Annotated in this window: 21 protein-coding genes; 11 read left to right on the top strand and 10 right to left on the bottom strand. The window is 55.0% G+C overall.

What is annotated here, in order from left to right; genetic code table 11:
• Positions 1–42 precede the first annotated feature (42 nt).
• The 5 genes from flhA to ACOSDR_RS02815 all read left to right on the top strand — a co-directional run bounded on the left by flhA (position 43) and on the right by ACOSDR_RS02815 (position 5,937).
• Positions 43–2,091: a flagellar biosynthesis protein FlhA gene (gene flhA, locus ACOSDR_RS02835; RefSeq protein WP_420724608.1), complete on the top strand. Its 2,049-nt coding sequence runs from the start codon at positions 43–45 to the stop codon at positions 2,089–2,091.
• Between the two features lie 21 nt (positions 2,092–2,112).
• Positions 2,113–3,096 carry a GTPase gene (locus ACOSDR_RS02830; RefSeq protein ID WP_420730320.1) on the top strand — a complete coding sequence of 328 codons (984 nt, stop codon included), beginning with the start codon at positions 2,113–2,115 and terminating at the stop codon, positions 3,094–3,096.
• Positions 3,093–3,845 carry a MinD/ParA family protein gene (locus ACOSDR_RS02825; protein WP_420724396.1) on the top strand — a complete coding sequence of 251 codons (753 nt, stop codon included), beginning with the start codon at positions 3,093–3,095 and terminating at the stop codon, positions 3,843–3,845. Before ACOSDR_RS02830 ends, ACOSDR_RS02825 begins: the two co-directional genes overlap by 4 nt.
• Before the next feature lie 155 nt (positions 3,846–4,000).
• Positions 4,001–5,497, top strand: coding sequence for a hypothetical protein (locus ACOSDR_RS02820; RefSeq protein WP_420730319.1), 1,497 nt, complete (start codon positions 4,001–4,003; stop codon positions 5,495–5,497).
• A complete protein-coding gene (locus ACOSDR_RS02815) occupies positions 5,494–5,937 on the top strand; it encodes a hypothetical protein (RefSeq protein WP_420724398.1) in 444 nt (147 codons plus the stop codon). The genes ACOSDR_RS02820 and ACOSDR_RS02815 overlap by 4 nt, the downstream gene beginning before the upstream one ends.
• Here ACOSDR_RS02815 and ACOSDR_RS02810 read toward each other — a convergent pair.
• From ACOSDR_RS02810 to fliI, 3 genes are all read right to left on the bottom strand, one after another.
• Entirely contained in the window at positions 5,934–6,320 is a 387-nt protein-coding gene (locus ACOSDR_RS02810) for a hypothetical protein (RefSeq protein ID WP_420724399.1), read from the bottom strand. The genes ACOSDR_RS02815 and ACOSDR_RS02810 overlap by 4 nt on opposite strands.
• 191 nt (positions 6,321–6,511) lie before the next feature.
• Positions 6,512–6,931 (bottom strand): flagellar export protein FliJ, encoded by a 420-nt coding sequence (fliJ, locus tag ACOSDR_RS02805; protein WP_420724400.1) that lies wholly within the window; start codon positions 6,929–6,931, stop codon positions 6,512–6,514.
• Positions 6,931–8,271 carry a flagellar protein export ATPase FliI gene (fliI, locus tag ACOSDR_RS02800; protein ID WP_420724401.1) on the bottom strand — a complete coding sequence of 447 codons (1,341 nt, stop codon included), beginning with the start codon at positions 8,269–8,271 and terminating at the stop codon, positions 6,931–6,933. The genes fliJ and fliI overlap by 1 nt, the downstream gene beginning before the upstream one ends.
• A gap of 159 nt (positions 8,272–8,430) precedes the next feature.
• Here fliI and ctrA point away from each other — a divergent pair, with 159 nt between their 5' ends.
• Positions 8,431–9,129 (top strand): response regulator transcription factor CtrA, encoded by a 699-nt coding sequence (gene ctrA, locus ACOSDR_RS02795; RefSeq protein ID WP_420730481.1) that lies wholly within the window; start codon positions 8,431–8,433, stop codon positions 9,127–9,129.
• A gap of 19 nt (positions 9,130–9,148) precedes the next feature.
• Here the strand turns inward: ctrA and ACOSDR_RS02790 are convergent, their stop codons facing one another.
• On the bottom strand, positions 9,149–10,288 hold the full coding sequence (locus tag ACOSDR_RS02790; protein ID WP_420730318.1) for a succinylglutamate desuccinylase/aspartoacylase family protein: 1,140 nt from the start codon (positions 10,286–10,288) through the stop codon (positions 9,149–9,151).
• A 65-nt stretch (positions 10,289–10,353) separates the two neighbouring features.
• On the bottom strand, positions 10,354–10,971 hold the full coding sequence (locus tag ACOSDR_RS02785; protein WP_420730317.1) for a hypothetical protein: 618 nt from the start codon (positions 10,969–10,971) through the stop codon (positions 10,354–10,356).
• A gap of 122 nt (positions 10,972–11,093) precedes the next feature.
• On the opposite strand from ACOSDR_RS02785, the gene ACOSDR_RS02780 reads away from it, so the two are divergent.
• The gene (locus ACOSDR_RS02780) at positions 11,094–11,498 is read left to right on the top strand and encodes a hemerythrin domain-containing protein (protein WP_420724406.1); all 405 of its coding nucleotides are present in this window, start codon (positions 11,094–11,096) and stop codon (positions 11,496–11,498) included.
• 162 nt (positions 11,499–11,660) lie between these two features.
• Complete coding sequence (locus ACOSDR_RS02775) at positions 11,661–13,661, top strand: hydantoinase/oxoprolinase family protein (RefSeq protein WP_420730316.1); 2,001 nt, start codon at positions 11,661–11,663, stop codon at positions 13,659–13,661.
• Between the two features lie 15 nt (positions 13,662–13,676).
• Here ACOSDR_RS02775 and ACOSDR_RS02770 read toward each other — a convergent pair whose 3' ends face one another.
• On the bottom strand, positions 13,677–14,288 hold the full coding sequence (locus ACOSDR_RS02770; protein ID WP_420724408.1) for a phenylacetic acid degradation protein PaaY: 612 nt from the start codon (positions 14,286–14,288) through the stop codon (positions 13,677–13,679).
• A gap of 240 nt (positions 14,289–14,528) precedes the next feature.
• Between ACOSDR_RS02770 and ACOSDR_RS02765 the strand changes: the two genes are divergently transcribed.
• Positions 14,529–15,488, top strand: a complete 960-nt coding sequence (locus ACOSDR_RS02765; protein ID WP_420730315.1) for a ribonucleotide-diphosphate reductase subunit beta — start codon at positions 14,529–14,531, stop codon at positions 15,486–15,488.
• 301 nt (positions 15,489–15,789) lie between these two features.
• Here ACOSDR_RS02765 and ACOSDR_RS02760 read toward each other — a convergent pair whose 3' ends face one another.
• Together ACOSDR_RS02760 and ACOSDR_RS02755 are read right to left on the bottom strand one after the other, a co-directional pair.
• A complete protein-coding gene (locus tag ACOSDR_RS02760; RefSeq protein WP_420724410.1) occupies positions 15,790–15,978 on the bottom strand; it encodes a hypothetical protein in 189 nt (62 codons plus the stop codon).
• Between the two features lie 67 nt (positions 15,979–16,045).
• Positions 16,046–16,528 (bottom strand): hypothetical protein, encoded by a 483-nt coding sequence (locus ACOSDR_RS02755; protein ID WP_420730314.1) that lies wholly within the window; start codon positions 16,526–16,528, stop codon positions 16,046–16,048.
• Between the two features lie 80 nt (positions 16,529–16,608).
• Between ACOSDR_RS02755 and ACOSDR_RS02750 the strand changes: the two genes are divergently transcribed.
• Complete coding sequence (locus tag ACOSDR_RS02750) at positions 16,609–17,523, top strand: aminotransferase class IV (RefSeq protein ID WP_420730313.1); 915 nt, start codon at positions 16,609–16,611, stop codon at positions 17,521–17,523.
• Positions 17,513–17,962 (top strand): GNAT family N-acetyltransferase, encoded by a 450-nt coding sequence (locus ACOSDR_RS02745; RefSeq protein ID WP_420730312.1) that lies wholly within the window; start codon positions 17,513–17,515, stop codon positions 17,960–17,962. The genes ACOSDR_RS02750 and ACOSDR_RS02745 overlap by 11 nt, the downstream gene beginning before the upstream one ends.
• A gap of 7 nt (positions 17,963–17,969) precedes the next feature.
• On the opposite strand, the gene ACOSDR_RS02740 is transcribed toward ACOSDR_RS02745, so the two are convergent.
• Together ACOSDR_RS02740 and ACOSDR_RS02735 are read right to left on the bottom strand one after the other, a co-directional pair.
• Positions 17,970–22,397, bottom strand: coding sequence for a translocation/assembly module TamB domain-containing protein (locus tag ACOSDR_RS02740; RefSeq protein ID WP_420730311.1), 4,428 nt, complete (start codon positions 22,395–22,397; stop codon positions 17,970–17,972).
• On the bottom strand, positions 22,398–24,266 hold the full coding sequence (locus tag ACOSDR_RS02735) for an autotransporter assembly complex protein TamA (protein ID WP_420724415.1): 1,869 nt from the start codon (positions 24,264–24,266) through the stop codon (positions 22,398–22,400).
• Between the last annotated feature and the right edge of the window lie 13 nt (positions 24,267–24,279).

The following is a 24,279-nucleotide window of genomic DNA, read 5'->3' as shown; positions in this document are numbered from 1 at the left end:
ACGGGATTTAACAGCGTCACCGGGCGCCGCATTCGTGCGGGTATGACCAGCCCGGAACTGTTCCTGCCCATCGGCATCATGGCCATTCTGGTGCTGTTGCTGATCCCCTTGCCAACGTGGTTGTTGGATCTGTCCCTGACGATTTCAATTACTCTGGCCGTGGTCATCCTGATGACCGTTGTCTTTATTCAAAGCCCGCTGGAACTGACCAGTTTTCCAACAATCCTGTTGATTTCCACGATGTTGAGACTGGGGCTGAACGTCGCGTCCACGCGTTTGATCCTGTCGGAAGGACATACCGGCACCAATGCCGCCGGTCAGGTGATCGAAGCATTTGGCGGCTTTGTCGCTGGCGGTAACTATGTCATCGGGGTAATCGTCTTCTCCATCCTGGTTTTGATCAACTTCATCGTTATCACCAAGGGTGCCGGGCGTATCGCGGAAGTCGCCGCCCGCTTCACCCTGGACGCCATGCCCGGCAAACAAATGGCGATTGATGCCGATTTATCTGCTGGCCTGGTGAATGAAGATCAGGCGCGCCAACGGCGTAAAGACCTGGAAAGCGAAAGTTCCTTCTTTGGGGCGATGGATGGTGCGTCCAAATTTGTGCGCGGCGATGCCATTGCCGGGATCCTGATCACATTTATCAATATTATCGGCGGGATCATTATTGGTGTGGTCCAGCGCGACATGTCCATGGCTGATGCTGCGGAAAATTATACGCTGCTGACCATCGGTGATGGTCTGGTCAGCCAGATCCCCGCCCTGATCGTATCCGTGGCCGCCGGTATGCTGGTCACCAAGGCGGGCGTCACCGGCGCAACCGACAAGGCCTTATTTGGTCAGTTATCCGGCTATCCCAGCGCGCTGGGGATCGCGGCGGCGCTGCTGACATTGATGGCGATGATCCCTGGTATCCCCGCCTGGCCCTTCCTGACGATGGCCGCACTGGCAGGGACCGCCGCCTTCATGGTTTCCCAAGCCAATGCGAAGAAGAAACTGGACGAAGAATCCCGCATCCTGGATGAAGAAGCCGCATCGGAAGCCGTGCCCAAGGACGAGCCGATCTCTTCAGCCCTGCAAATCGATTTGATACGGCTTGAATTGGGTTATGGCCTGCTGCCCCTGATCAATGCGTCGCAGGAACATAAACTGACGGACCAGATCAAGGCGCTGCGCCGTCAACTGGCGTCAGACCTTGGATTCGTCATGCCCGCTGTTCGCATACAGGATAACCTGCAACTGCCGGCCAACACTTATATCATCCGGGTTAAAGAGATTGAGGCTGGACGCGGTGACCTGCGCCCCGCGATGCAGCTATGTATGGATCCGCGCGGGGAGAAGATTTCCCTGCCCGGTGAAGCAACCGTGGAACCAACCTTTGGCCTGCCCGCCGTTTGGATTCAGGACAATCAGCGGGAAGAAGCGATGTTCCGCGGCTATACTGTCGTCGACAGCGCGACCGTCATCACCACGCATCTGACGGAGATCATCAAGGACCATATGTCCGAACTGTTGTCCTATGCAGAGACACAGAAGCTGTTGGACGAACTGCCGCAGGGCCAGCAGAAACTGGTATCCGACCTGATCCCCACCGCCATCAGCATGGGGGCTGTACAGCGCGTGCTGCAAAACCTGTTGACGGAACGGGTCTCCATCCGCGACCTGCCAACAATTCTGGAAGGCGTTGCAGAGGCCGTTGGCTATACCCGCAACCTGACGCAGATCACGGAACATGTGCGATCACGGCTGGCGCGCCAGATATCAGACAACAACACCAACAGCTCCGGCTTTGTCGCTCTGGTCACCCTGTCGCCCGCCTGGGAACAGAGCTTTCAGGAGAGCATCGTCGGACAGGGCGAAGAGCGCCAGTTGGCAATGGCACCATCAAAACTGCAGGACTTTATCAATCAAGTCCGAACCGTTTTTGAGCGCCAGGCCATGCAGGGCGAAACCCCTGCCCTGTTGGTCAGCCCGCCCATTCGGCCCTTTGTCCGATCCGTTATTGAACGGTTCCGTCCGGTTACGGTTGTGATCAGCCAAAACGAAATCCACCCCAAGGCCAAGATCAAGACGGTGGACCAAATTTAAGTGAAACGGTATGTGTAGTCTATGAGACTTAAGACCTTTCACGCAGAGACACTTGCTGGCGCATTGGAACTTGTGCGCCAGACATTGGGGTCCCATGCCATTATTGTGGCAACCCACGAGGATGACGCCAGTCGGGGCGCAAGGGTTACCGCGGCGATTGATCCCGACGAACAGAATTTTGACTTTTTCAGTGATGGTGCCTCAGAAGAAACCCTGGAATATCTGACCAAAGCCCTGGAACAGCACGGGGTGCCTAACCCCCTGATTGATCGGCTGATCGACGCCGCGACCGATGGTACAGACAGCAGCCCGACCGACGTTCTGGCAAACGCCCTGGCGCGGGTTTTCACCTTCGCCGCCCTGCCGCAACGCCCAGGGGATGCGCCCATCATGCTGATCGGGCCGCCTGGGGTTGGCAAAACGGTCAGTTGCGCCAAAATCGCCGCCCGCGCCGCGCTGGCAGAGGGGTTCGACATCAACCTTGTGGCGGCGGATCCCGTGCGCGTCACCGCAATCGACCAATTGCGTGCCTATGCGGAACGGCTGGATGCGACCTTTTATGAAGCACCGAACGCAGAGGCGCTGGGATCGATCCTGACACATATAAAGCGCAAGGAAATGGTCGTGATCGACACACCGGGAACCAACCCATACAATATGAAGGATCTGGCCCATCTGGTGGAATTGGCAGAGGCTGGCAAGCCCCTGACCGTGCTGGTTCTGACCGCCGGTCGCGATGCGCAGGAAGCCGCCGACCTGGCAGAAGCATTTCGCCCGGTTGGCCCCACCACTTTGTTAACAACCGGTCTGGATATGGCAAAGAAATTAGGGTCAGTTCTATCGGCCGCATATGCCGCCGGGATAAGCCTGACCGATGTATCCATGGCGCCGGAAATCGGGGCCGGGCTAACCCCTTTGGATCCAACCATGCTGGCGCGCCTTTTGTTACCGAACGAGGCTAAGGAGAAAGTGGATGTCCGCGACAAAGGAGTGCGCGCATCATGACGGCTGAAGGGCCCACCAACAATCTGATCGCTATCGCATCCGGCAAAGGTGGGGTAGGAAAGACCTGGTTTGCCATCACCCTGGCCCATGCCCTGGCCCGCGCTGGCCGTAAGGTTCTGTTATTCGATGGCGATCTTGGCCTCGCTAATATTGATATCCAACTGGGCCTGATGCCGAAACATGACCTTGGCCAGGCCATCGCCGGCAAGGCCCGGATGAGCCAATGCGTGGAACGATTCCCGGAAGGCAATTTTGATGTTCTGGCCGGGCGCAGCGGCAGCGGCAGCCTGGCGACCCTGCCCCCGCCCCGCATTGAACGGGTCGGGCGTGAACTGACTGCGCTGGCCGGCAGTTATCAACATGTCCTGATTGATCTGGGGGCAGGCGTGGATAAGACCGTACAGATGTTGGCCGCACAGGCGTCCCGGGTGATGCTGTTGGTGAATGATGAACCAACCTCCCTGACGGATGGCTATGCCTTTATAAAGCTGGGCTGGGCCAGCCATCCAGGCATGGATATCCAGGTTGTCGTAAATGCCGCAGAAAGCGTCAATCGGGGGCGCAAGACGTATGACACGCTTGCGAAATCCTGTCAGGGCTTCCTGAAGCGCACGCCAGGTCTGGCCGGGATTGTCCGTCGGGACCCCCGCGTGCGAGAGGCCATTCGCGCTCAGCAACCGCTGATCACGCGGTCCCCGACATCAGAGGCGGCAACAGATGTAGAGGCAATCGCCCGCAATCTATACTGATTCCGTTTTCTGTTCCTTTATGAAGGGCCAAATGGCCTGAATATTGCGTATTGCATTCTATTAAATCTGGGCATTTGGGTCAGAACGGACACAACCCGGATCCTGTGATACACTTGGACATCAGAAGGGCGGCCGGAGAACCGGCTGGACGAAAGATGCAGACACCGACAACGCCTCCTGCGGGATCCGTCCCTGTCAGCACGGCTGGCGCCGCCCCTGCGACGCCACTTCCGTCAGGTACGGCCACGATACCAAGCATCCCCCCGGCCTTGCTGCAAAGCTTGCAGAATGGCGGCAGCATTGCAGCACAAGTCACGGCCAGACCTGAACCGGGTCAGTTGACCCTGACAACACAATCGGGACAAACCCTGACGGTGCAAAGCAGCCTTGCCCTGCCAACGGGGACCAGTCTTGCCATGGCCTTGCAATCCCTGGGCACGCCGGCAACCTTAACCCTGCAGCCACAGTCCGGAAGCGCCACCGCCACGGCAGGCGGGCAACAACAGACTGCCACGTCCCAGGCGGGCACTGCCCCCGCACAGACCGTTCCACAACCCGCCGTCGTAACCAGCCTGACACAAGGGTCCGTACTGACAGGAACTATTGTGCCATCCGCGATAAGTGGGCAATCAACGGTGCAGGCAACCGCGGCGTCCGGACAAACACCCGGCCCAGCCCCCGCACCACAAGGAGCACCCGCGCCAGTCACACCCGCCTTACCCAACGGGACCGTTGTTCAATTGCGGGTTCTGGGCATTGCCCCCCAGGGACAGGCACTGACGGGTACCGCAACAACGACAAGCTTCACCGGCACTGTTACCGGACAATCCAGCGGCGGCACCACCCTGGTTCAAAGCCCCGCTGGTACAGTTTCCATATCGCTGCCCAATTCTCCCCCCGCTGGAACACAGTTGATGCTGGATATGGTGGGCGCACCCAGACTGCCTGCCCCCGGACTTGCCAGCATCGACCAGGGCGGAATGCGGTTTCAGGCCCTACAGGATGCCATCACTTTGTTGCGCAGCACCGATCCCACCGCCGCCCAACGCCTGACGCAATCCCTGATACCACAGCCCAACGGACAATTAGGCCTGGCGGTTGCCTTTCTGGCGGGCACTTTGCGACAGGGCGGGGCGGATAAATGGCTGGGCAGTGATATCGCCCGCAGCCTGAAAGCCGCTGACAGCGGTAAGTCCGGCACGCTGTCCCGGTTGGATCGTGATATGGCGCAAAGCCAGGGCCGCGCCAGCGATTCCGCAGGACAGGATTGGCGCGTCAGCACATTACCCTTCATGAGCAATGGTCAGGTTGAACAGATCCGCCTGTATATCCGCGACAGACCCGACAAAGACAGTGATGAGGGCAATACGGGAGACGGCAAGCAACCTAAACGATTTGTGATTGAAGCCGATTTCAGCCGCCTGGGACCCATTCAATTGGATGGTCTGGCGCGGGAAGGTCAGGTAGACCTGATGGTGCGCACCCAACGCCCCCTGCCCCCGGAAGGGCGAGAGGATATTCGTGATCTATTCGCGGATACTATAACCGCATTAGGACTGACAGGGCGGGTGGATTTCATGGTGACGCCCAAATTTGATTTGGTTCCAGATCGTGATAGTCATGGAACAGGCGCAGGAGGGCTGACCGTATGACAGAAACCGGAAAAGATGTTTCCCAGACCGCCGCAGATGCCCTGGCCCAGGATGCCGCAATTGTAAAGGCGCGGCTGGAACGCCAGGCGCGTATAGAAACGACCCGCAATCCCCTGCCCCGGGTCGACTATCTATGTAAAGTTGTCGGCAAGAGCAGCGACGATGCCGCTACGGTGTGCTTACGGTATGTACCGGATAAGCTCCTGATTCAGGAAGATGCGTTTGGCATTTATCTAGCGGCCTTGCCAGAGACGGAAACGCTGGAATCCCTGGCGGCAATGGTCTTGGACGATCTGAACAACGAATTGGTGCCGCGATTCCTGCAAATCTGCGTCACGGCCTCGCGGGATGGGCTGGATGCCGGCCATGCGGTTTTAATAGAAGACCGGCGCCCGCGCTGGGACAATCCGGCCTTGTTGTCCCGCCTTCCAGGATTTTAGATCAGGTCCGTCAAATGACGACTGGTTTGTAGAACCAATCGGTCAAAGTCGTTAAATGTACTGATCCGAACGCCCAGTTTCTTGGCAATCATAACCGAAACATCCACCAACGGTGCAACACGAGCTTCATTCCCGACAAAGATCGCAACAAATACTTTCTCGAACGGTTTCAGCGCCTCTCCCACACGGTGCCCAAAGGCATGCGCTTCTTCCGTAGTACCAACAATTTCGGCTGTGCTGTGATCAATATGAACAACAGAAACAGGCGCTGCTCTTAATATTTCAACAACGGACGATAGAATCTCATTCTGCTCGTCAAAACCTAATCGTCCCGACGTCTGTATTTCAAGCGTGGGCCAAGTTGATGACATAGTGTGGGGCATTGACTATCCTTAACAAATCCAGCCCCCAAACGCGCGCACCATATCTGGGTAGACAAGAAAGTCCAGATTGAAAGTGATGGTTTAAAAAAAACACAACAAAGTATCGTTCTATAAAAATTTACCGAACAATTATGCGTAAAATATAAAATATGACGTTCTAATGTATCCTTCAGGGGTAAGGTGAGCCGTTCCTATTGCGAGCGTCGAAACGCATTCAATCCCAATTCATCCATGACCAGACCTTCCTTGCGCTTACCCTCTGCGTCTGCAGCATCCTTACGGTTCTGTTTCGCGATCTCATACTTCTTCTGATTGGCGAACGCCTCCGCCAGTGCATCGCGGGCTGCTTCGACTTTTGGCTTGATGGCATCCAGCTGCACATTCAGCTTTTGCCGTTTCCGTTTCACATGATCAATAAAAACGCCATATTGCCGCGCAAGATCAGGATCTTTCGCTGCCAAACCGGTTTCATGTTCCACCTGGACTGCGAGTTCGTTCAACTTCTCCCGGACAGCGTCTTCCTCTGCCAGAACCTTTTGCAGGGCCAGCCGCGCGGTATCGATCTCCGCATCGGCCAAGCGTATCAGGGTGTCCAGTGTATCCCGCGCCATCAGCCTGCAGCCTCATAGGGTTCATTCAGTACCTCGGCCAGGTCGATATAGCCTTGCTCCAAGGACGTCAGTTCGTTCTTTCCCTGACCGATGAATCCTTCCAGCGGCTGATTATACGCAATGGCCTCATCAACCAACTGATCCGACCCTTTGCGATAGGCGCCCAGCCGGATCAATTCTGCCATATCGTCATAGGATGCCAGCAATTGCCGTGCCCTGTTGACCAGCTTTGTCTGCTCTTGCGTGTTACAGTCGGGCATCGTTCGCGAGACCGAGCGCAGAACATTGACTGCGGGAAAGCGATTGCGATGGGCGATGGTGCGGTCCAGAACGATATGACCATCCAGAATGCCGCGCACGGCGTCTGAAATCGGTTCGTTGTGGTCATCCCCCTCAACCAAAACCGTAAAAAGGCCGGTAATCGTTCCGATATCTGGTCCGGGACCAGCCCGTTCCAAGAGGCGTGGCAATTCGGAAAAGACTGTTGGGGTATAGCCCTTGGTTGCAGGTGGCTCCCCAGCCGACAGCCCAATTTCACGCTGCGCCATCGCAAAGCGGGTGACACTGTCCATCAGACACAGGACGTCCTTTCCCTGATCGCGGAAATATTCCGCCACCGTCAATGTCACATGCGCCGCCTCACGCCGCATAAGGGCCGACTCATCAGAGGTCGCGACCACAACAACGCTACGGGCCAGCCCCTCTTCACCCAATTCATCCTGAATGAATTCCTGAACCTCACGTCCCCGTTCCCCAATCAGGCCGATGACAATGACTTCAGCCTCGGAAAAGCGCGCCATCATCGCCATCAATACAGATTTCCCGACGCCGGACCCGGCAAAAATGCCCATCCGTTGACCGCGACAACAGGTGGTGAAGGTATTTAAACATCGCACGCCCAGATCGATTTTGCCCCCAAGTCGCCGCCTGGTATGAGCCGCAGGGGGAGCGCTTCGGATAGGATAGGGCGTTTCCCCCATTTCCAATGGATCTTTGCCATCAACGGGTTCTGCGAAGGCATTGATAACACGCCCCAACCAATCCTCCGTGGGGTGCAATACCGGTTCAGAATTCAGCACCTCCGCCCGCGCGCCCAACGCAACCCCTTCCAAGGCCCCATAGGGCATCGCCAGCGCACGGTGGTCCCTGAATCCAATGACTTCGCAGATGATCTGTTTGTTGCGCCGGGCGGACAGGACACATCGATCCCCGATTGAAAGATGCCCTTCGACGCCTTCAATCTCTACCAACATCCCTTGAACAGCCGCGACCCGCCCAAAAATCCGACGATCGGGGATCCGGGACAGATCCGTAATCAGATGGTCCAACAAAGTCGACACGCTATTCCTTTCATGACTGCCTAGTGGAAATCTATGGCAGATTCCGGTGTTTCAACAGCCCCTTTGCACAACTGTCACAGCAATGGCTATTTTTATTGGTGTGGCATCGTGATACCTTACAGCCCTATATCAAACGCAGGCGAAACACTGGATATCGACATGCGCATACTACTTGTGGAGGATGATCGGCCAACAGCACAAAGCATTGAACTGATGCTGAAATCTGAAGGCTATATCGTTGATCATTCAGAACTGGGTGAAGATGGTCTGGAAATCGGGAAACTGTATGACTATGACATGATTATCCTGGACATCATGTTACCCGATATTGATGGATACGAAGTTCTGCGTCGTCTTCGCGATTCCCGTATCGACACACCGGTCCTTATCCTGTCCGGGCTCGGAAAAATGGAAAACAAAATCAAGGGCTTGGGCTATGGCGCCGATGATTATCTGACGAAACCGTTTGATAAGCGCGAACTGATGGCGCGCATTCAGGCCATCGTGCGCCGGTCCCATGGTCATTCCCAGCCTGTCATCACGATGGGCGATTTAAAGATCAACCTGGAATCCCGCACGATAGAGATTGAAGGACGCCCCATTCATCTGACCGGAAAAGAATTCGCGATCATGGAGCTTCTGGCGCTGCGCAAAGGGGCAACTTTGACTAAGGAAATGTTCCTGAACCACCTGTATGGGGGCATGGACGAACCGGAAGCAAAGATCATCGACGTCTTTGTGTGCAAACTGCGCAAAAAGATATCAAATGCCGCAAATGGTCAGAACTTTATCGAAACCGTATGGGGCCGCGGATATGTTCTTCGAGACCCGAATGAGATAACCAAAAAAGCAAAATAACGCTGCACGGCGGCGGTATTCAGGCTTCCAGCAGAGCGCCTTTCTTTCGATGCTCCAGAGGCTTGCGGCCAGCGACTTTGGCGACCCCCTCGCCCGCTGAAATCAACCGCAAATCAATCCGGGCAAAAAACAGTCCCGCTGTTCTGGACACCAATTGTGTGCGCGCGGTCAGGGGGTCTGATGCGGTGATATCAATCACCTCTGCAATCAACTGACCTTCTTGGACATATTCTCCAATTTCCGCCTTATAGGCGATTAAACCACCGGTTTCGGCATAAATCACGTCCACTTCATCCAGACGATACGGCTCGGGCCCTTCCAGGTTCGATGTATCCCCCTGAATGACCCTTTCAGCGATCATGAACCGCATCAAACCCGCCGCATCCTTTTGGCCATAGACATCATTCACATCATCTTTACCCCGTAGTTCGAGCGTACAGCCGTAACAAGCCATGGGCAGTGTGTCGGCCTTGTCGACCAAACCGGCCATGCGCCGCCATACGCCCGCATTACAATCATCAAAGCTGAACCCGCCGGCTTCTTCCTCCAGCAACACAATCGGGATATCCCCGGCCGCAGCCATGCGTTTGGCAATATCCGTGTGGGAAATATGACAATACAGATGCGCCTGGCTTTCCTGGTCGCAATGCACATCGATTACATAATCCGCATCGATACTCAGCCCTAATAGCTGCGCGCGCCAATGATCAATTTCCGTCCGGGTCGACAGGTCCGCCACGGCCTGTAACAGGGCCGCACGCAATGTGGCGATATCTTGACCTGTATCGCCGGTAAACCCTTGGGGAATATGCGCGGCGGCAGCGGCGGACAAATCAGGCCAATTGCGGTTGAAATTACCCGCCCCATCAAAGGAATAGCGCCCTGGCATTGCGCCACCCAGCCGTTGATCCAACCCAATTGGATTGGCATAGGGCAACAAAATGATCTCCCCCACTATGCGGCCGGCTTTGTCAGCGTGATCCAACATTGGAATCAAATGATTCAGCGCCATCAGGCCCGGCCATTCATCCGCATGCAGCGCAGCCTGCAAATACACTTTTGGCCTGGCCCCGATCGTGCCGAAGCGGTGAATTGTCAGGAATCTCTCGGTTCCAGGCGCAGGGGATTTCAAGGCGATTTTTTCAACGGTATGGCTCATGACCGACGCTTTCTTGGATAGGGATTAGGGTGACCCTAAAGTGCGGCGCAATGCCGGGCAAGCACCTATCCGCGAAACGTCGGAAAGTCCGGATACCAGTCCCCATGATCACCGGAATGGTTATCCATACCCGGTTTGGTCAGACAGCCTTTCGGGCTGATATAGCTATCGATCCGCCCTTCTGGCTGTTCCCGCCAATTCAGGTTCAGCGCCGCGCGCTTCGGAAAAAAGTATTGCGTATGATACGGCATATGGTCGTGAATATACCACGCCAAGGCCCGCCAGTCGGCGCCATCGTGATACCGTTTTGCAAACCACGGAACCACGATACAGGCCGTGGCCCCCAGACGCCCCTGTGCGTCCCGCTTATCCCAGATATGATGCGCATAGTTTGCTTCGTTCCGGGCACAGTTCAAATTATTCTCATTGCCAAATTTGTTCACTGTGGGGGATCGATAGCTTGATCGGATGGCGATCCGCCCGAAGGTTTCCTGCAACGGTTCCAGCAGCGTTTCGCACAGCATTTTTCCAGCCGCAATCGCGACATCGGGCTCTTCCGGTGCATTGGATAACCCATGCATCGCAGCGATTTCACTGAACAGGAAATCACGCATAAAAAAGTTTTCGCTTAGTTGAACGCGCCCCAAGGCCTCAAGCGAGGCGACACTAGCGGGTTGCTTCATCTCATTCTTCCTATCCTACAACAATACCGTGAAATAGTAGTTTAAGTATCCCAAGAATGGTGAAACCGTAACGATCTATAAAGATAAAAAACAGTGTCCTGGATGAAAGATAGGGGGATGGAATGAAGAATCTTCAATTCTTCGTGCCCAGATCAGGCAAGATAAATGTCGATAAGATTGATCACGATCATGACACAATTGTCGCTGCATTGGATGATGTTCGCAAGAACATCGATAATCCAGAATATAGAACAGTCAAAAAGGCACGGGAAGTAGGAAATCTGTTATTGGCCCATTTCAAAGATGAAGAGCGCCTGATGTCAGACTATAATTATCCATATCTGCATCAGCATATGGTCCATCATGATCAATCACTGGGAACCGTATATCGCATACTTGGAGAATGTGAATTGCGCGATCAGATCGGCATTGAGGAATTGCGAGACCTTTTCCGGATTCTGATCGACGATATTTTCTCCGCCGATATGGCGTTCAGCAACTATGTCCTGGACAGAAAGCGCAGCTGAGAGGCGGTTTTCAGGGTGCTGAAGTCCGTACTCTACCACGACACCATTCGCGATGTCGCAATCCGGGCTTTTTTAGGTAAAACCACGATTGACGCTTTTCCGGTCCAATGCGAATAGGCTAACCATCCAGTGTATTCTTTTACCAAAGATGGGTTCTAAGCGATGGCGGTTCTGTTGGGCATTGATACTGGGGGAACCTATACCGATGCCGTGTTATTTGATGACGAAACACGCCAGGTCCTGTCATCGGCAAAATCCCTGACCACCAAGCATGATCTGTCGCTGTGCGTCAGCGATGCCACCGCCCAGGCCTTAGCAGGCCTTCCGGATTTTGACCCATCCACTATCGGCCTTGTTTCCCTGTCGACCACGCTGGCGACCAATGCAATTGTTGAACAACATGGCTTCCCTGTCGGCCTGATATTGATTGGACAGGACGATAAGGCCCTGGATCGTGCCGGACTGCGCCAGGCAATGGGATCTGATCCAGTGCTGTTCCTCGCAGGCGGACATAACCCGGATGGCCGAGAGCGCGAGCCGTTGAACCTGGATGCAGCGCGCCCGCAGATTAAGGCCTTGGCGCAAAAGGTCTCCGCCGTGGCGATCTGCGGCTATTTCGGCACCCGAAACCCCAGTCATGAAGCCACCATTCGCGATCTGGTCCGTACGGAAACCGCCCTACCCGTTACCTGCGCCCATGAACTGGCCAATGCGCTGGATGCGCCCCGCCGCGCCTTAACCGCCCTGTTGAATGCCCGTCTGGTGCCGTTGATCCATCAATTGATCCTGGCGGTTGGTGGCATGCTGGAAACCCATGGCATCACCGCACCTTTGATGGTGGTGAAGGGCGATGGCTCCCTAATCTCCGCTGATACCGCCCTGACCCGGCCTGTTGAGACAATCCTCAGCGGTCCTGCGGCCAGTGTTGTTGGCGCGAACTTCCTGAGCCAACGAGAAGATTGCGTGATTTCAGATATCGGCGGCACCACCACCGATATCGCAGTTTTAAAGAACGGAAAACCCGTATTGGCCGCGGATGGGGCCTATGTCGGTGGCTATCGCACGATGGTAGAGGCGATTGCCGTTCACACAGTCGGGCTGGGTGGTGACAGCGAAATCGGCCTGGATGAGGAAAAATGCCTGAAGGTCGGTCCCCGTCGCCGCGTGCCAATCAGCCTGCTGGCCCGTGACCACGCAACCGTTATACCGACCCTGCAAACCCAGATGGACCGTATGTGGCCGAAGCCCAATGATGGGATATTCGCCCTGAAACTGCGGGACATGAAAAGTGGTACGCTGAGCAAGGGCGAGCAGCGGATTTGGGACATGCTGCAGGAGGGTCCGAAATCCATGGAACAATTGCTGGCGGGTCGCGCACCGGAACAACCGTTGCTGCGGCTGGTGGATCGGGGTCTGGTCATCCTGTCAGGCTTCACCCCGTCCGATGCATCCCATGTTCTGGGCCTGCAAAGCAATTGGAATACGGAGGCTGCAGAATTATGCGCTAAACTGACCGCGCGGACCGAACGCAGGCCAGGCATGCCCCTTGCCGAAGATGCACGCGCACTGGCCCTGGCCGTGATCGATCAACTGACAGTGCAATCCTGTGCGGCTGTGGTTGAAGCCGTGATGACGGACATGCCACTGCGCAGTGCGACCCCGTTCTTCAAAGCCGCCTTCAGCAGCAATACCACCAAGGAAAAGTCAGAAAATCTGGTGGAATTTGATATCACGTTGAAATCCCCCTTGATTGGCATCGGGGCACCGGCGGAAACCTATTATCCCGAAATCGCCCATCGCTTGCGGACAGAATTTGACGTGCCGCGCTATGCCGATGTCTGCAATGCGGTCGGTGCTGTTGCCGGGGGCGTCAGTCAACGGGTGCAAATCCTAATCACCTCCCCCGCGGAAGGGCTGTTCCGGGTTCATGGACCAGCTGGGATTGAAGATTTCAACAATCTGGAAAATGCTGCCAGCACTGCACTGACACTGGCCCAAACAGAAGCCCGCAGCCGCGCCGATGAAGCCGGAGCCCTGGAGGTGAAGGTCGAAACCAGTCGGGATGACCGAATTGCAACCGTCGCTGGATCCTTTGCGGTCTTTATCGAAAGCACAATTTCCGCCACCGCCTTTGGTCGCCCCCGGATTTCCACCTCTGCATAAGTGTTTAATCTCTGATCACTTCCGTTTCGTCTGAAACAGCGGGATGGACTCTCCGGCGCTGAGCTTTGGGCGGTTTTGTTCCACTTCAGCCAAGGGATCGCACAATGTCAGAGTCGCGTGGCAACGCTCAGACAGGCGTTGATAATCCTTGGTGCCTTCTTCTTTCCAGGCGATTTCCTTTTCAGACAGGGCGCGCAGAATCTTCGCAGGCGTGCCCGCCGCCAGCATACCGTCTGGCACCTCAAACCCGGCCTTAACGAAAGCCATGGCGGCAACCATGGCGCTGTCGCCAATAATTGCGCCATCCATCACCACGGAATTCATGCCCACCAGCGCATTCCGCTTCACGCGGCAGCCATGCAGGATTGCGCCATGGCCAATATGACCATCCACCTCGATCACGCAATCCATACCGGGAAAGGCATGCATAATACAGTTATCCTGCAGATTAGACCCTTCCTCCATCACAACACGACCGAAATCTCCCCGCATGACCGCACCAGGTCCGACATAGCATCGCGGCCCGACAATCGCGTCCCCGATCAGAACAGCGGTTGGATGCACATAGGCGGTAGGATCAATGACCGGGCGGACGCCCTCCAAAGAATAAGTCCTAGGCTTTTCCATCTTTTCTCACTCCCGACAAATGTTGCTGTTATCTTGAAGGAGAGTTCCCGATGCCACGAGAGAAGACAAGTCCAAGACGCTTTGCAGCACCACTGAATCCATTGTCACGATTTTTTCGGTGGACAAGTCTGGGGAAAAGCTGGGGATAAACCACAATATATAGATTATCCTCTTGCCATCCACACCATATATACTATCCTTGGGAGAGAATAAACCTCCAGCATTATATAAAGGCCGACCATGACCCTTCTCAATGCAAGCCCCGTTTACAAACCCTTCAATTATCCATGGGCTTACGAGGCATGGTTGACGCAACAGCGTATTCACTGGCTGCCGGAAGAAGTGCCCCTGGCTGATGATGTGAAGGATTGGCATCGCACCTTGAGCGAGGGGGAGCGCAATCTTCTGACCCAGATTTTCCGCTTCTTCACGCAGGCGGATGTTGAAGTTAACAATTGCTACATGAAGCATTATTCCCAGGTATTCCAGCCCACCGAAATCCAGATGATGCTGTCGGCATTTTCTAACATCGAAACCGTGCATGTTGCCGCCTACAGCCATTTGCTGGACACGATCGGCATGCCGGAGGTCGAATACACTGCCTTCCTTAAATACAAGGAAATGAAGGATAAATACGACTATATGCAGGTCTGGGGCGTCAGCACCAAGGAAGACATTGCAAAGACACTGGCGGTGTTCGGGGCCTTCACAGAGGGGCTGCAACTGTTCGCCAGTTTCGCAATGCTGATGAATTTCCCGCGCCATAACAAGATGAAAGGCATGGGCCAGATTGTCAGTTGGTCCGTGCGCGATGAGTCGCTGCATACCGCGTCGATCATCAAACTGTTTAAAACATTCGTGTCGGAAAATCCGGAAGTCTGGAACGAACAACTTCAGAAAGACCTGTACACGGCCTGCGACACCATTGTCAGCCACGAAGATTCCTTCATCGATCTGGCCTTTGAAATGGGCGCGGTTGAGGGATTGAGCGGGTCGGACGTGAAGGAATATATCCGCTATATCGCCGACCGTCGCTTAACCCAACTGGGCCTGCAGCCAATGTATAATTCAGCAAAAAACCCGCTGCGCTGGATGGATGAAATGCTCAATGGCGTTGAACACGCAAACTTCTTCGAAAACCGGGCGACCGAATATTCAAAAGCCTCCACCCAAGGCACCTGGGAAGACGCGTTCGCATAAGAAAATTTAGCTAGTGAATTGATTTATAATAAAGAAGTGCTGCCGCGACCAGCATAACAATTCCGACAATCCCACAAAATGTGGACCATTTTCCTGAGGTTAAAACCTGCTCTGTCAGGTTATCTCTCAACGCGCGCCGGATGGCGTCAGGTTCCGATTGAGCGTCTTTGATTTTCCGTGACCGATCTAATTTGCCCAATAGGTCTGTGACAAAGGGAACGGCCAACAGAATTGACCCGATTATGCTCAGAGCCGAAGAGAATATCGCTAGATCATCCGAAGAATAATCCACTGTGACGTATTATCCCGCAATAAGACGTTGCGCTGCGGATACACCCAGGCGGTCCTTCAAACGAGCGTCAACATCGCTGGAGTCTAGACAATCACTGAGGTCAACGCGCACGATAGGCAGCGGATCATTCTTTCGAGCCGCAACGGCGTCATCATCAATTTTATCGATGACTTTCAAAGATTTTTCAAACGACAGCACGACTGTTACTCCTTCTCATTCACACACTATATAATAATTCCGCGAAAAATTCCAAACCAATGGTTGGTTAAAAAACAAGCACCCATCCTGACCGGTTAAGATATCGCCGTAACCGATCCAGTGCTATGACCCGTGATGCAGCGCTAAGTCCCCAAAAAACCTGATAGCTCACCAGCGCTTGTGCCTCATTGCCAGCAGCGCGAGAGGGATCTAGCTCAACCGGGCCAAATGACAGCAGAACCATCTTTACCGTGTCTTGGTCACTGGCATCTTCCAAACAGGTAAAATACGCTTCGACATCGCCAACGGAAGCCCTATACAACTCCGCCCGATGCAGCTTTCCGGTCAAATCTGCAAACCGAACGGATGAGCTCTTCCATTCGTAGCGCCGATTGAGGGAAATCTCTGCCAATTTTTTCAACGCATCAAAAAGTGCAGCGGCATCGACACCGTCGATATGAGGCGGATCAATCGGAGATAAGGCGTTTGCAACCTCCTCCACAAGGTTTACCGTCCCTGTTAGATCTGTAAAATGCAGGTACTTCAGCACGCGACAGTTCCCCAAATGCCCCATTTCACGACGAAAAGAATGACGTCACCCTCACAATTATTCAACCATAAGATATCAATATGACCGAGAAACAGATTCTTAATCCTGCGGACGGCATTGCCTGGATGGAGGGGGATTTTATTCCCCTCAGCGAGGCAAAAATCGGTGTAGGGGATTGGGGGCTGGTCCGGTCGGATGCCACCTATGATGTGGTTTCCGTCTGGGATGGGGCGTTCTTTCGGTTGGAAGATCACCTGGACCGCTTTGCCGCCTCCATGAAAGCTTTGCGTATGTCCGTGCCACAATCACGCGATGACATGCGCCAGATCCTGATTGATTGTGTTCGGCGATCCGGACTGCGGACGTCCTATGTTGCGATGGTCTGCCTGCGCGGAACGCCCGTGCGCCCGACCCGTCTGCCCAGCGCATGCGAAAACAAATTTATTGCCTATGCCAGGCCGTGGGTCTGGGTTTTCCCGGAACCTGTTATTCAGCGCGGCGCCCATCTAATCATCCCTAAATCCATTCGCATTCCGCCGGAATCCGTTGACCCGACGGTGAAGAATTATCACTGGGGCGACATGACCTATGGCCTGTTTGAGGCTGAAGATGCGGGTGCGGACAATGCCCTGCTGGCCGATGCGGATGGCTATATCTGCGAAGGGCCTGGCTTCAATGTCTTTGCGATAATCAATGACACCGTCGTTACGCCCAATCGCGGCGCGTTGGAGGGAATAACCCGCAGGACGGTCTTGGAATTGTGCCAGACCCTGAATCTTCCCAGTGAAATCAGGCCCATCTCCATCGAAGAATTCAAGCAAGCCGACGAAGCTTTTGCCTGCACAACGGCCGGGGGAATTATGCCTATCCGTCGGCTGGACGACCGGATTTATGGCAATGACGCGCCTGGCCCCGTGACGTTAAAGATCAAAAACCTGTTCTGGGACTGGCATGCCCGCCCGGACCTGCGCCTGGAGGTGACTTATGACGATTGAAGTATCCCCGGTTCAACAGTCCGATTGGACAGACTGGAATGCCCTATGGGCAGGCTATTGTGCCTTCTATAAAGCGCCCGTTTCGGATTCTCAGACCGCATTGACGTGGCGGCGTATCCTGGATCCCGATCATACGATTAACAGTTTTATCGCCCGCCAGGCCGATGGCACGGCGCTTGGCATTGTGACGTATCTGAGGCATCCCAGCACCTGGATTGATGTCGGGGATTGCTATCTGGAAGACTTGTTTGTTCTGGACACTGCACGGGGGAAAGGTGTCGGGCGTGCCTTGATCATGGCTGTAAAAGAGGCTGCGAAATCAGCCGGATGCGAGCGTCTGTACTGGAACACCAATGTGGGCAACACAACCGCCCGCGCGCTGTATGATAAACTGACGGGCGGCGAAGACGGCCATGTACGCTATCGCATGGTGCTGTAACAGCGGGTCAGTAATCCCATTTAAATTGAACGCCAACGCTGCTGTCGGTTTGGCCGCTTTCGGTATTCACGGAGATATTGGGGGTCACTTCGACCTCAACCTCCACACTGCTGGAGCCAGGGGCTGACCCCTGCTTGGCGCCGACATAGACACCATCGGCGATATACTTCCCGGCCTTCACCTGCGCACCGCTCTCTCCGGCCCCCACTTCCAGCACATCAACCCCGGCGAACCGACGCAGGCTGCCCAGAATATCCAGACCGGACCCGCCTCCCGAAAGCTCAGATACGGACGCGGCCAGTTGTACGGCCTCCGCAGCATTCAGACGTCCCTTGGTTTTGCCAAACAGGACACGGCTTAGAATCTCATCTTCTGGTAGGGATGGCTGGGATTCCAGGATGACATCTGGCTTGCTGGCTGGGCCGGCCAGGCGTGCGATTACGGTCAGGTCTTCAGCCTGATAGACACCGCGGATTCCTAAAACAGGATCAATGCGATCCCCGGCCAGAAAACGAATGGTGGAATCCTCAAGAGTGAAACTCTTGCCAATTACGTCAAACTTACCGCGCTTTGCGCTCAGCAAGCCGGAGATTCTTGGAGCTGCCGTTGTGCCCTCAACTTTCAGATTTCCCTGCCATTCAGAATCCAGACCACGGCCGCGCACAAAAACCTGACCTGGCAGATTGATTTGAATATCCAGGCCAATCGCCGGTCCCGCAGTGCCATCTTTGTCGGTTGATGTGACGCGCCCATCTTCCTGCACATCCAGGGTGGGTATACTGGGCGGCAAGGCGGCGGCTAGATTAATCTCTCCCTTGCGAACCGTTACCGTGCCTGAAATCAAGGAGTCTGAATCTGCCAGTTTTATTGCCAGATCAATATCTGACCATACTTTCATCGAATCATTCTGGATGACCTGAAAATTCTGTGCCTTAACCGTTGCGGACAGTTGCGCAGCATCCGCTGCCAGTTCCCCCTGCCCCGCCACAGCAAATTTTGAGCCGGCAGGATCTTCCCCCGTCAAAGACTCTACAACAATCCGGCGATCCTCGAAGCGAACCTTGCCTGTTACATGCCGTACGATGGTGCCGAATTCGATATTTTCATAGGCGATATCCGCAAGACTGGCCGTTCCCGTTATGCGGGGGCTATCCATGGTTCCCGCGATCTGGGCATTCACGCCAACATCCCCTGTTACGACATGCTCCGGCAGGGGCAGCAACGCCCAGACCTTGCCCATATCCGCCAGAAGGTCTGCCTCAACAGATATCGGCGCGTCCGTCTGCATACGGAAACCCGGTTGTGCCAAAGAAACGGTCAGTGGAATCTCCCCCGACATATCCGCCTTTTCCAGTCCGGCGCCTTGCCCGGTCAGTTTGGCGGAAAGACGACCGGCCTTCAGATCCAAAGTGATCTGTGTGGCCATTCCCTGTGCCTGTTCCAGATCAGCAAGCTTGATATCAGACAGATCAATCGACCCGCTGCCCGATACCTGCCCTGAAACTTCTTCCGCCTTAAGGGTCGCGTCCAGGGTTCCCGATACATCAGACATGCCTTGCAAGGCCAGGAACGGGCTGATCGGCAATTTGGATATCTGCACCGTCGCCGTGGCGGCATCGGCGGCGCTGCGCGTATATGCGATATCCGCTTGACCGTCCGCCAGGGCCAGGGAGGCGCCAACCTCCTTCAATCCAGCCGGATCCAATAAAATCCGACCGGGTTTCACCAGACTGACGGGAATACCCCCATATCCCCCGGACAGGCTGGCCAGTGTAATCTGCGTCGTTTCACCCTGTGTGGAGAACGCGGCTTGGGCTTTCACAGAAATCGGTTTTGCCTGATTGGGGTCAGATGTGTCTTTACCCACTAGGGACAGGGTCACCTCTCCGGCCTCAACCCCACCTGAGAATGTCGCATCCACCTGATCCAGGGTGACTGTTGCAGCCATAATCCGCTGTCCTGTTACCGTGGCACGAAGGCCGGACAACTCCACCAGGTCGTCGATGCTACCGTCCAGAGTAAGGGAGCGGGCGGTAATACCAGCAGCGATGCTGTCATCGTCCCCCCCAAATCGATCCAAAGATGCCTTGACCCGTGCCGCTTGAGCCGTCGGATTATCTTTCCCGGCAGAAAGAGTCAGCGTGGCAGACAATGCGCCCTCCAGCCCGGAAAGGCTCGCAAAACCAGCCGCCTGTCGAATGGATTTGGCTGTGACAGTCAGCCCACCGGTTGCGGGCATCGCATAATCAGGCAGAGTGATATCGCCGGTCACCGTGGCGTCCAGCCCATTAATTGCGACATCATTCAGAATGAATTGTGACTCCTCCGCCTCCAATTGCAGGCTTGCCGTAACAGGCTCTCCATTTACCACTGCCCTGGTGTCAACATCGACAACAGGCACCGTCTCCCGCCAGGTGAGGTCCGCTGATATTTGTGACTTCACGATGCTGTAGGCCAAATACCGCAGATCAATAGGCTCGGTTCTCAGGGTTGCCTGTGGCGCAGCGACGGAACCGTTCACAGCCAGCGTAAAAGGCAAAGTGTCCGATTGAAAAATAAGATCTGGAACGGGCGGGATCGCCTGTGTGGATACCTCTCCTTTCAGTGTTCCCTGAACCGTTTCCATATCCGAAGACAGGGCGATATTGCCCGAAACAAGACCCGGTCGCGCCCGCAGGGAGTCCAGAGCGATGGTCATCGCACCATCGGATGCGCGGCGGACAGATGCAGCCAGTGTTGCCGTTGGACCGATGCGACTCGTTGTTTCTGGATCCAGGACGAATAGATCCTGCAGTGCTATGTTAATCTGTGTCGAAACTCCACCATCAGAGGCCACAGCTAAGCCGGCCAGATCAACCTCCGCCGCGCCTTTCAAGTCAATCCCGGCAAGGCCTGATAACTTCGCAAGGTCCCCCAGGCGGATGCGCAAATGCTCCCCGTCTACCGCCCCATCAGATGCCAGGGTCAGTGTACCCGATGCTTCCACATCGAGGGGATCAATGGTCAGTTCAAATGGCCCTATAGTCTGAAAATCCTGGGCGATGCTGCCGGATGACCGCAGCGTGAGTTCCGACCCTGCCAGTGCCTGAATATCCGGATTGGGCCACGAAACCCCCGTGCCTTTAATATCCGTTTCATAATCCAGGGAACCATCGTCGTCCCCACGCACCGCCAGATTTGCGACAAGCTCCCCAAAAGTCATGTCATAGCCGGAAAGCCCGCCAACAGTCACCTGCCCTGTCAGGGACGGCTCAGACAGTGTCCCGGACACCTGCGCCGACACCGTTGCGGATTGATAGGACAGATCAGGATCCAGAATTGATGCCGCTTGCGACGACAGGGACACCCCAAGGGAGGCATCAATTGCATCAGTCTGCAGGGAAAGCGAACCGCTTCCTTGTGCATCCAACAGGTCTTTCTGGCTGACCTGAAAATGCGTCACTGCCAGTGTCTGATCTGGATCCCATTGCAGGGCGATACTTAAATCCTTGGGGCCGTTCAGTGTTGCAGGCAGGCCCAGCGCATCACCCGACATCAAATCAACAACGCCCTGAAGGCTGACCCGTTTGCTGTCAGAGGCCAGATCGCCCGTAATTTTCGCATCCAACGTCGCCATATCCCGGGTCATGATCGAGACAGACCCGGACATATCGCCAACTGTGCCGGAAACATCCAGACCGATGTCCATTTGGCGCCGCATGGCGGGCTCCAGTCCCGTCAGGCTCCATACCAGTCCATCCGGTGGCAATTTCCCGGTTAGGGAAATCGTGAAAGGCGCCTCTGATCCGGTTCCAATCTGTGCGGTTCCGGTCAGATTATCTGCAGGCACGCCATCTTTCTGGGCTGCGACCCTCAAATCCGCATGCAGCGTCCCATCCTGCTGACTTTCCAGGGCGCTTTGCACGCTGGCCTGATAGGTTGTCTTGTCATCCAGGGATACGCTAACGACCGGAAAATCTATTTTTCTGATGTCCAGTTGAATGGGCAGCCTGGGTACCGCAAAGGGGCCAGTCTCTTCTTCGACAGGCGGCGCCGATGTTGTGGGCGATAGCGTAACAGTGACATCAGATGCCCCCAGTTCATCAATCCGAACAATCCCGCCGACAAGTTTAGTCGGGCGCCAGTGCAGGCGAAATGCCTTAGCAGATACAGCAAGCCCCGAATCCGGCATAGAAAGATCAAAGGACTGAACCGTCAGTTCATCCCATAAAGAACCCGAAACACCCGAGATCTGCACCGATCCGCCCAATGCTGCTTCAAGCGGCGCCTGCCCCCAGTTGATCAGCGTCTTAAGACCAGACTCTGTTGCCGTAAGCCAGGCACCCGCCGCGCCCAGACACAACAAAGTGCCCGCAAACACGCCCAATACTGACTTGAGGAGACGTCGTTTCGGTCGAAGGCCTTCGGACTCTGGCTCACGCGTATTGGTCTGCATTCAGAAGGCTTGTCCTAAACTCACATAAAGCTGATAGGAATCGTCCACATTTGCACGTTTGCGGAACGGTGTGGCGATATCAAGGCGAACTGGGCCAATTGCTGTGAAATATCTAAGGCCCAGCCCCCCGCTCCACCGGATATCATTGGCTGACAGGTCGGGCATGATGGATTCATAAACATTCCCGGCCTCGATAAACGGAACCAGACCAATGGTCTCGGTCAGGCGGGTACGCAATTCAATGCCAAATTCAACAACCGATCGGCCACCAATCGGATCCAGTTCCGCATCCACCGGACCCAGCATCTGATACCCAAAGCCCCGCACGGAGCCACCACCACCGGCATACAAACGCTTGCCTGCGGGAATGCTTTCCCGCTCCGCACCAAAAATGGATCCCAATCGCACGCGACCGGCAAGAATGAAGTCCCCGCTGTTATCGATTTTCAGATATTGCGATGCCGTAATCGTGGAACTGACAAAATTCGTACTGTTTCCCAAATCCGTATAGGGGGACAATCCCAAATCCATCCTGTTACCCTGGCTGGGGTTCAAGGGATCATCCGTGCTGTCACGCCGCAGATTGCCGCGCATGCCCAGCAGGGTAAAATGCTTGTTCTGGTTGCTGACGGATACTCCCTCATCCGTCTGTTGAATGATATCCAGTGTCGGCCCGACCGTTGCCGTCCAGGTTGGGGATAAACGACGCTCCAAGCCAACAAAGCTGGAAGATCGCAATTCATCATAAGCATCGCTGGTGATGTCTTTTAACTCAGCTTCCGCGACCAATGCCTGATCAACGCGCTTATACATAGGCTTGCGAAAGGTGCTATCTAGGCCTCGTTCTACAGGAGAGGCGGATGCTGTTACCCGAAAACGCTCCCCATTCGAAAACAAATTGCGATGTTCCCAAAAAGCGCTGATCCCAGGGCCGATACTGGTTGAATAGCTGGTTCCAAACCCGATAGAGCGATGGTCACGCTCCGCTGCTGTCAATTGAATATCAACGGGAACCGGGTCGCCATTATCACCGCTATCGGAAACCGGTAGAGGATTTAGAGTGATCGTGTTGAACAGCCCTGTTCGAGAAAGATTGCGCTGTGTTTCTTCCAGTTCCCGAATGTCATACAGGGCGCCTGGCTGCCATGTGATGCTTCGGCGAACGAATTCCTCTTCGACATCGACCAGCCCCTCAATTTTCATCTCGCCAAAAGTGGCCTTCGGGCCGGGCTGCATCCCGAATTGTACCGCCATGGTGTAGGAGTCACGATTGATCGTTGTGCGCCGCTTATCTGCCGCTGCTGTTGGATATCCTGTCGTCCGGTAATGGCGCACCAGCCGGTCTTCTGCCCCGATAATAGCCTCTGCAGTCGCATTTTGCCCCAATTCCAGCCCCATTACAGTCAATAGCGCATCATCGGCTTCCTGTGCCTTCCCAGCACCGGCGTCCTGAATTGTTATTGTTTCCAGCAGATAGACGTTTCCAGGTTCTATGGTGAACACAACATCCGGTTTTGCGTCACTTTCCTGGGCCTCGATCACCTCAAACCGGACAACACCGTCATAGAAACCATAGGATCGAAGGACTTTTTCAAAAACGCCGATATCCCGCTCCGCCCGACGACGCAAAGCAGCCAGACTGCGCGGCTTCTCTTCCTGCAATTGAACCAGCAGACTGCTGGCGCGCATCGCGTCTTCAATATTGTCCTGATCTTTGGTAAGGCCCTTGAAGGACAATTCATAGGCTTTGTCGGTCAGCGAGAAGGATTGGGCATAAGAATCCTGCACGCTGGTGGAGACGCCAACCAGCGCAATGAAAATGCCAAACGCCACGCTTGTCGCGCGACCAATCGATAAGAACCGCGTCACATAAGCCTCAAAA

The sequence above is a fragment of the Hwanghaeella sp. 1Z406 genome (assembly GCF_048892425.1).
Classification (GTDB): Bacteria; Pseudomonadota; Alphaproteobacteria; order UBA8366; family Aestuariispiraceae; genus Pacificispira.
The sequence above is the reverse complement of the archived record's forward strand: the minus strand, read 5'-3'. Positions and strand labels throughout refer to the sequence as shown.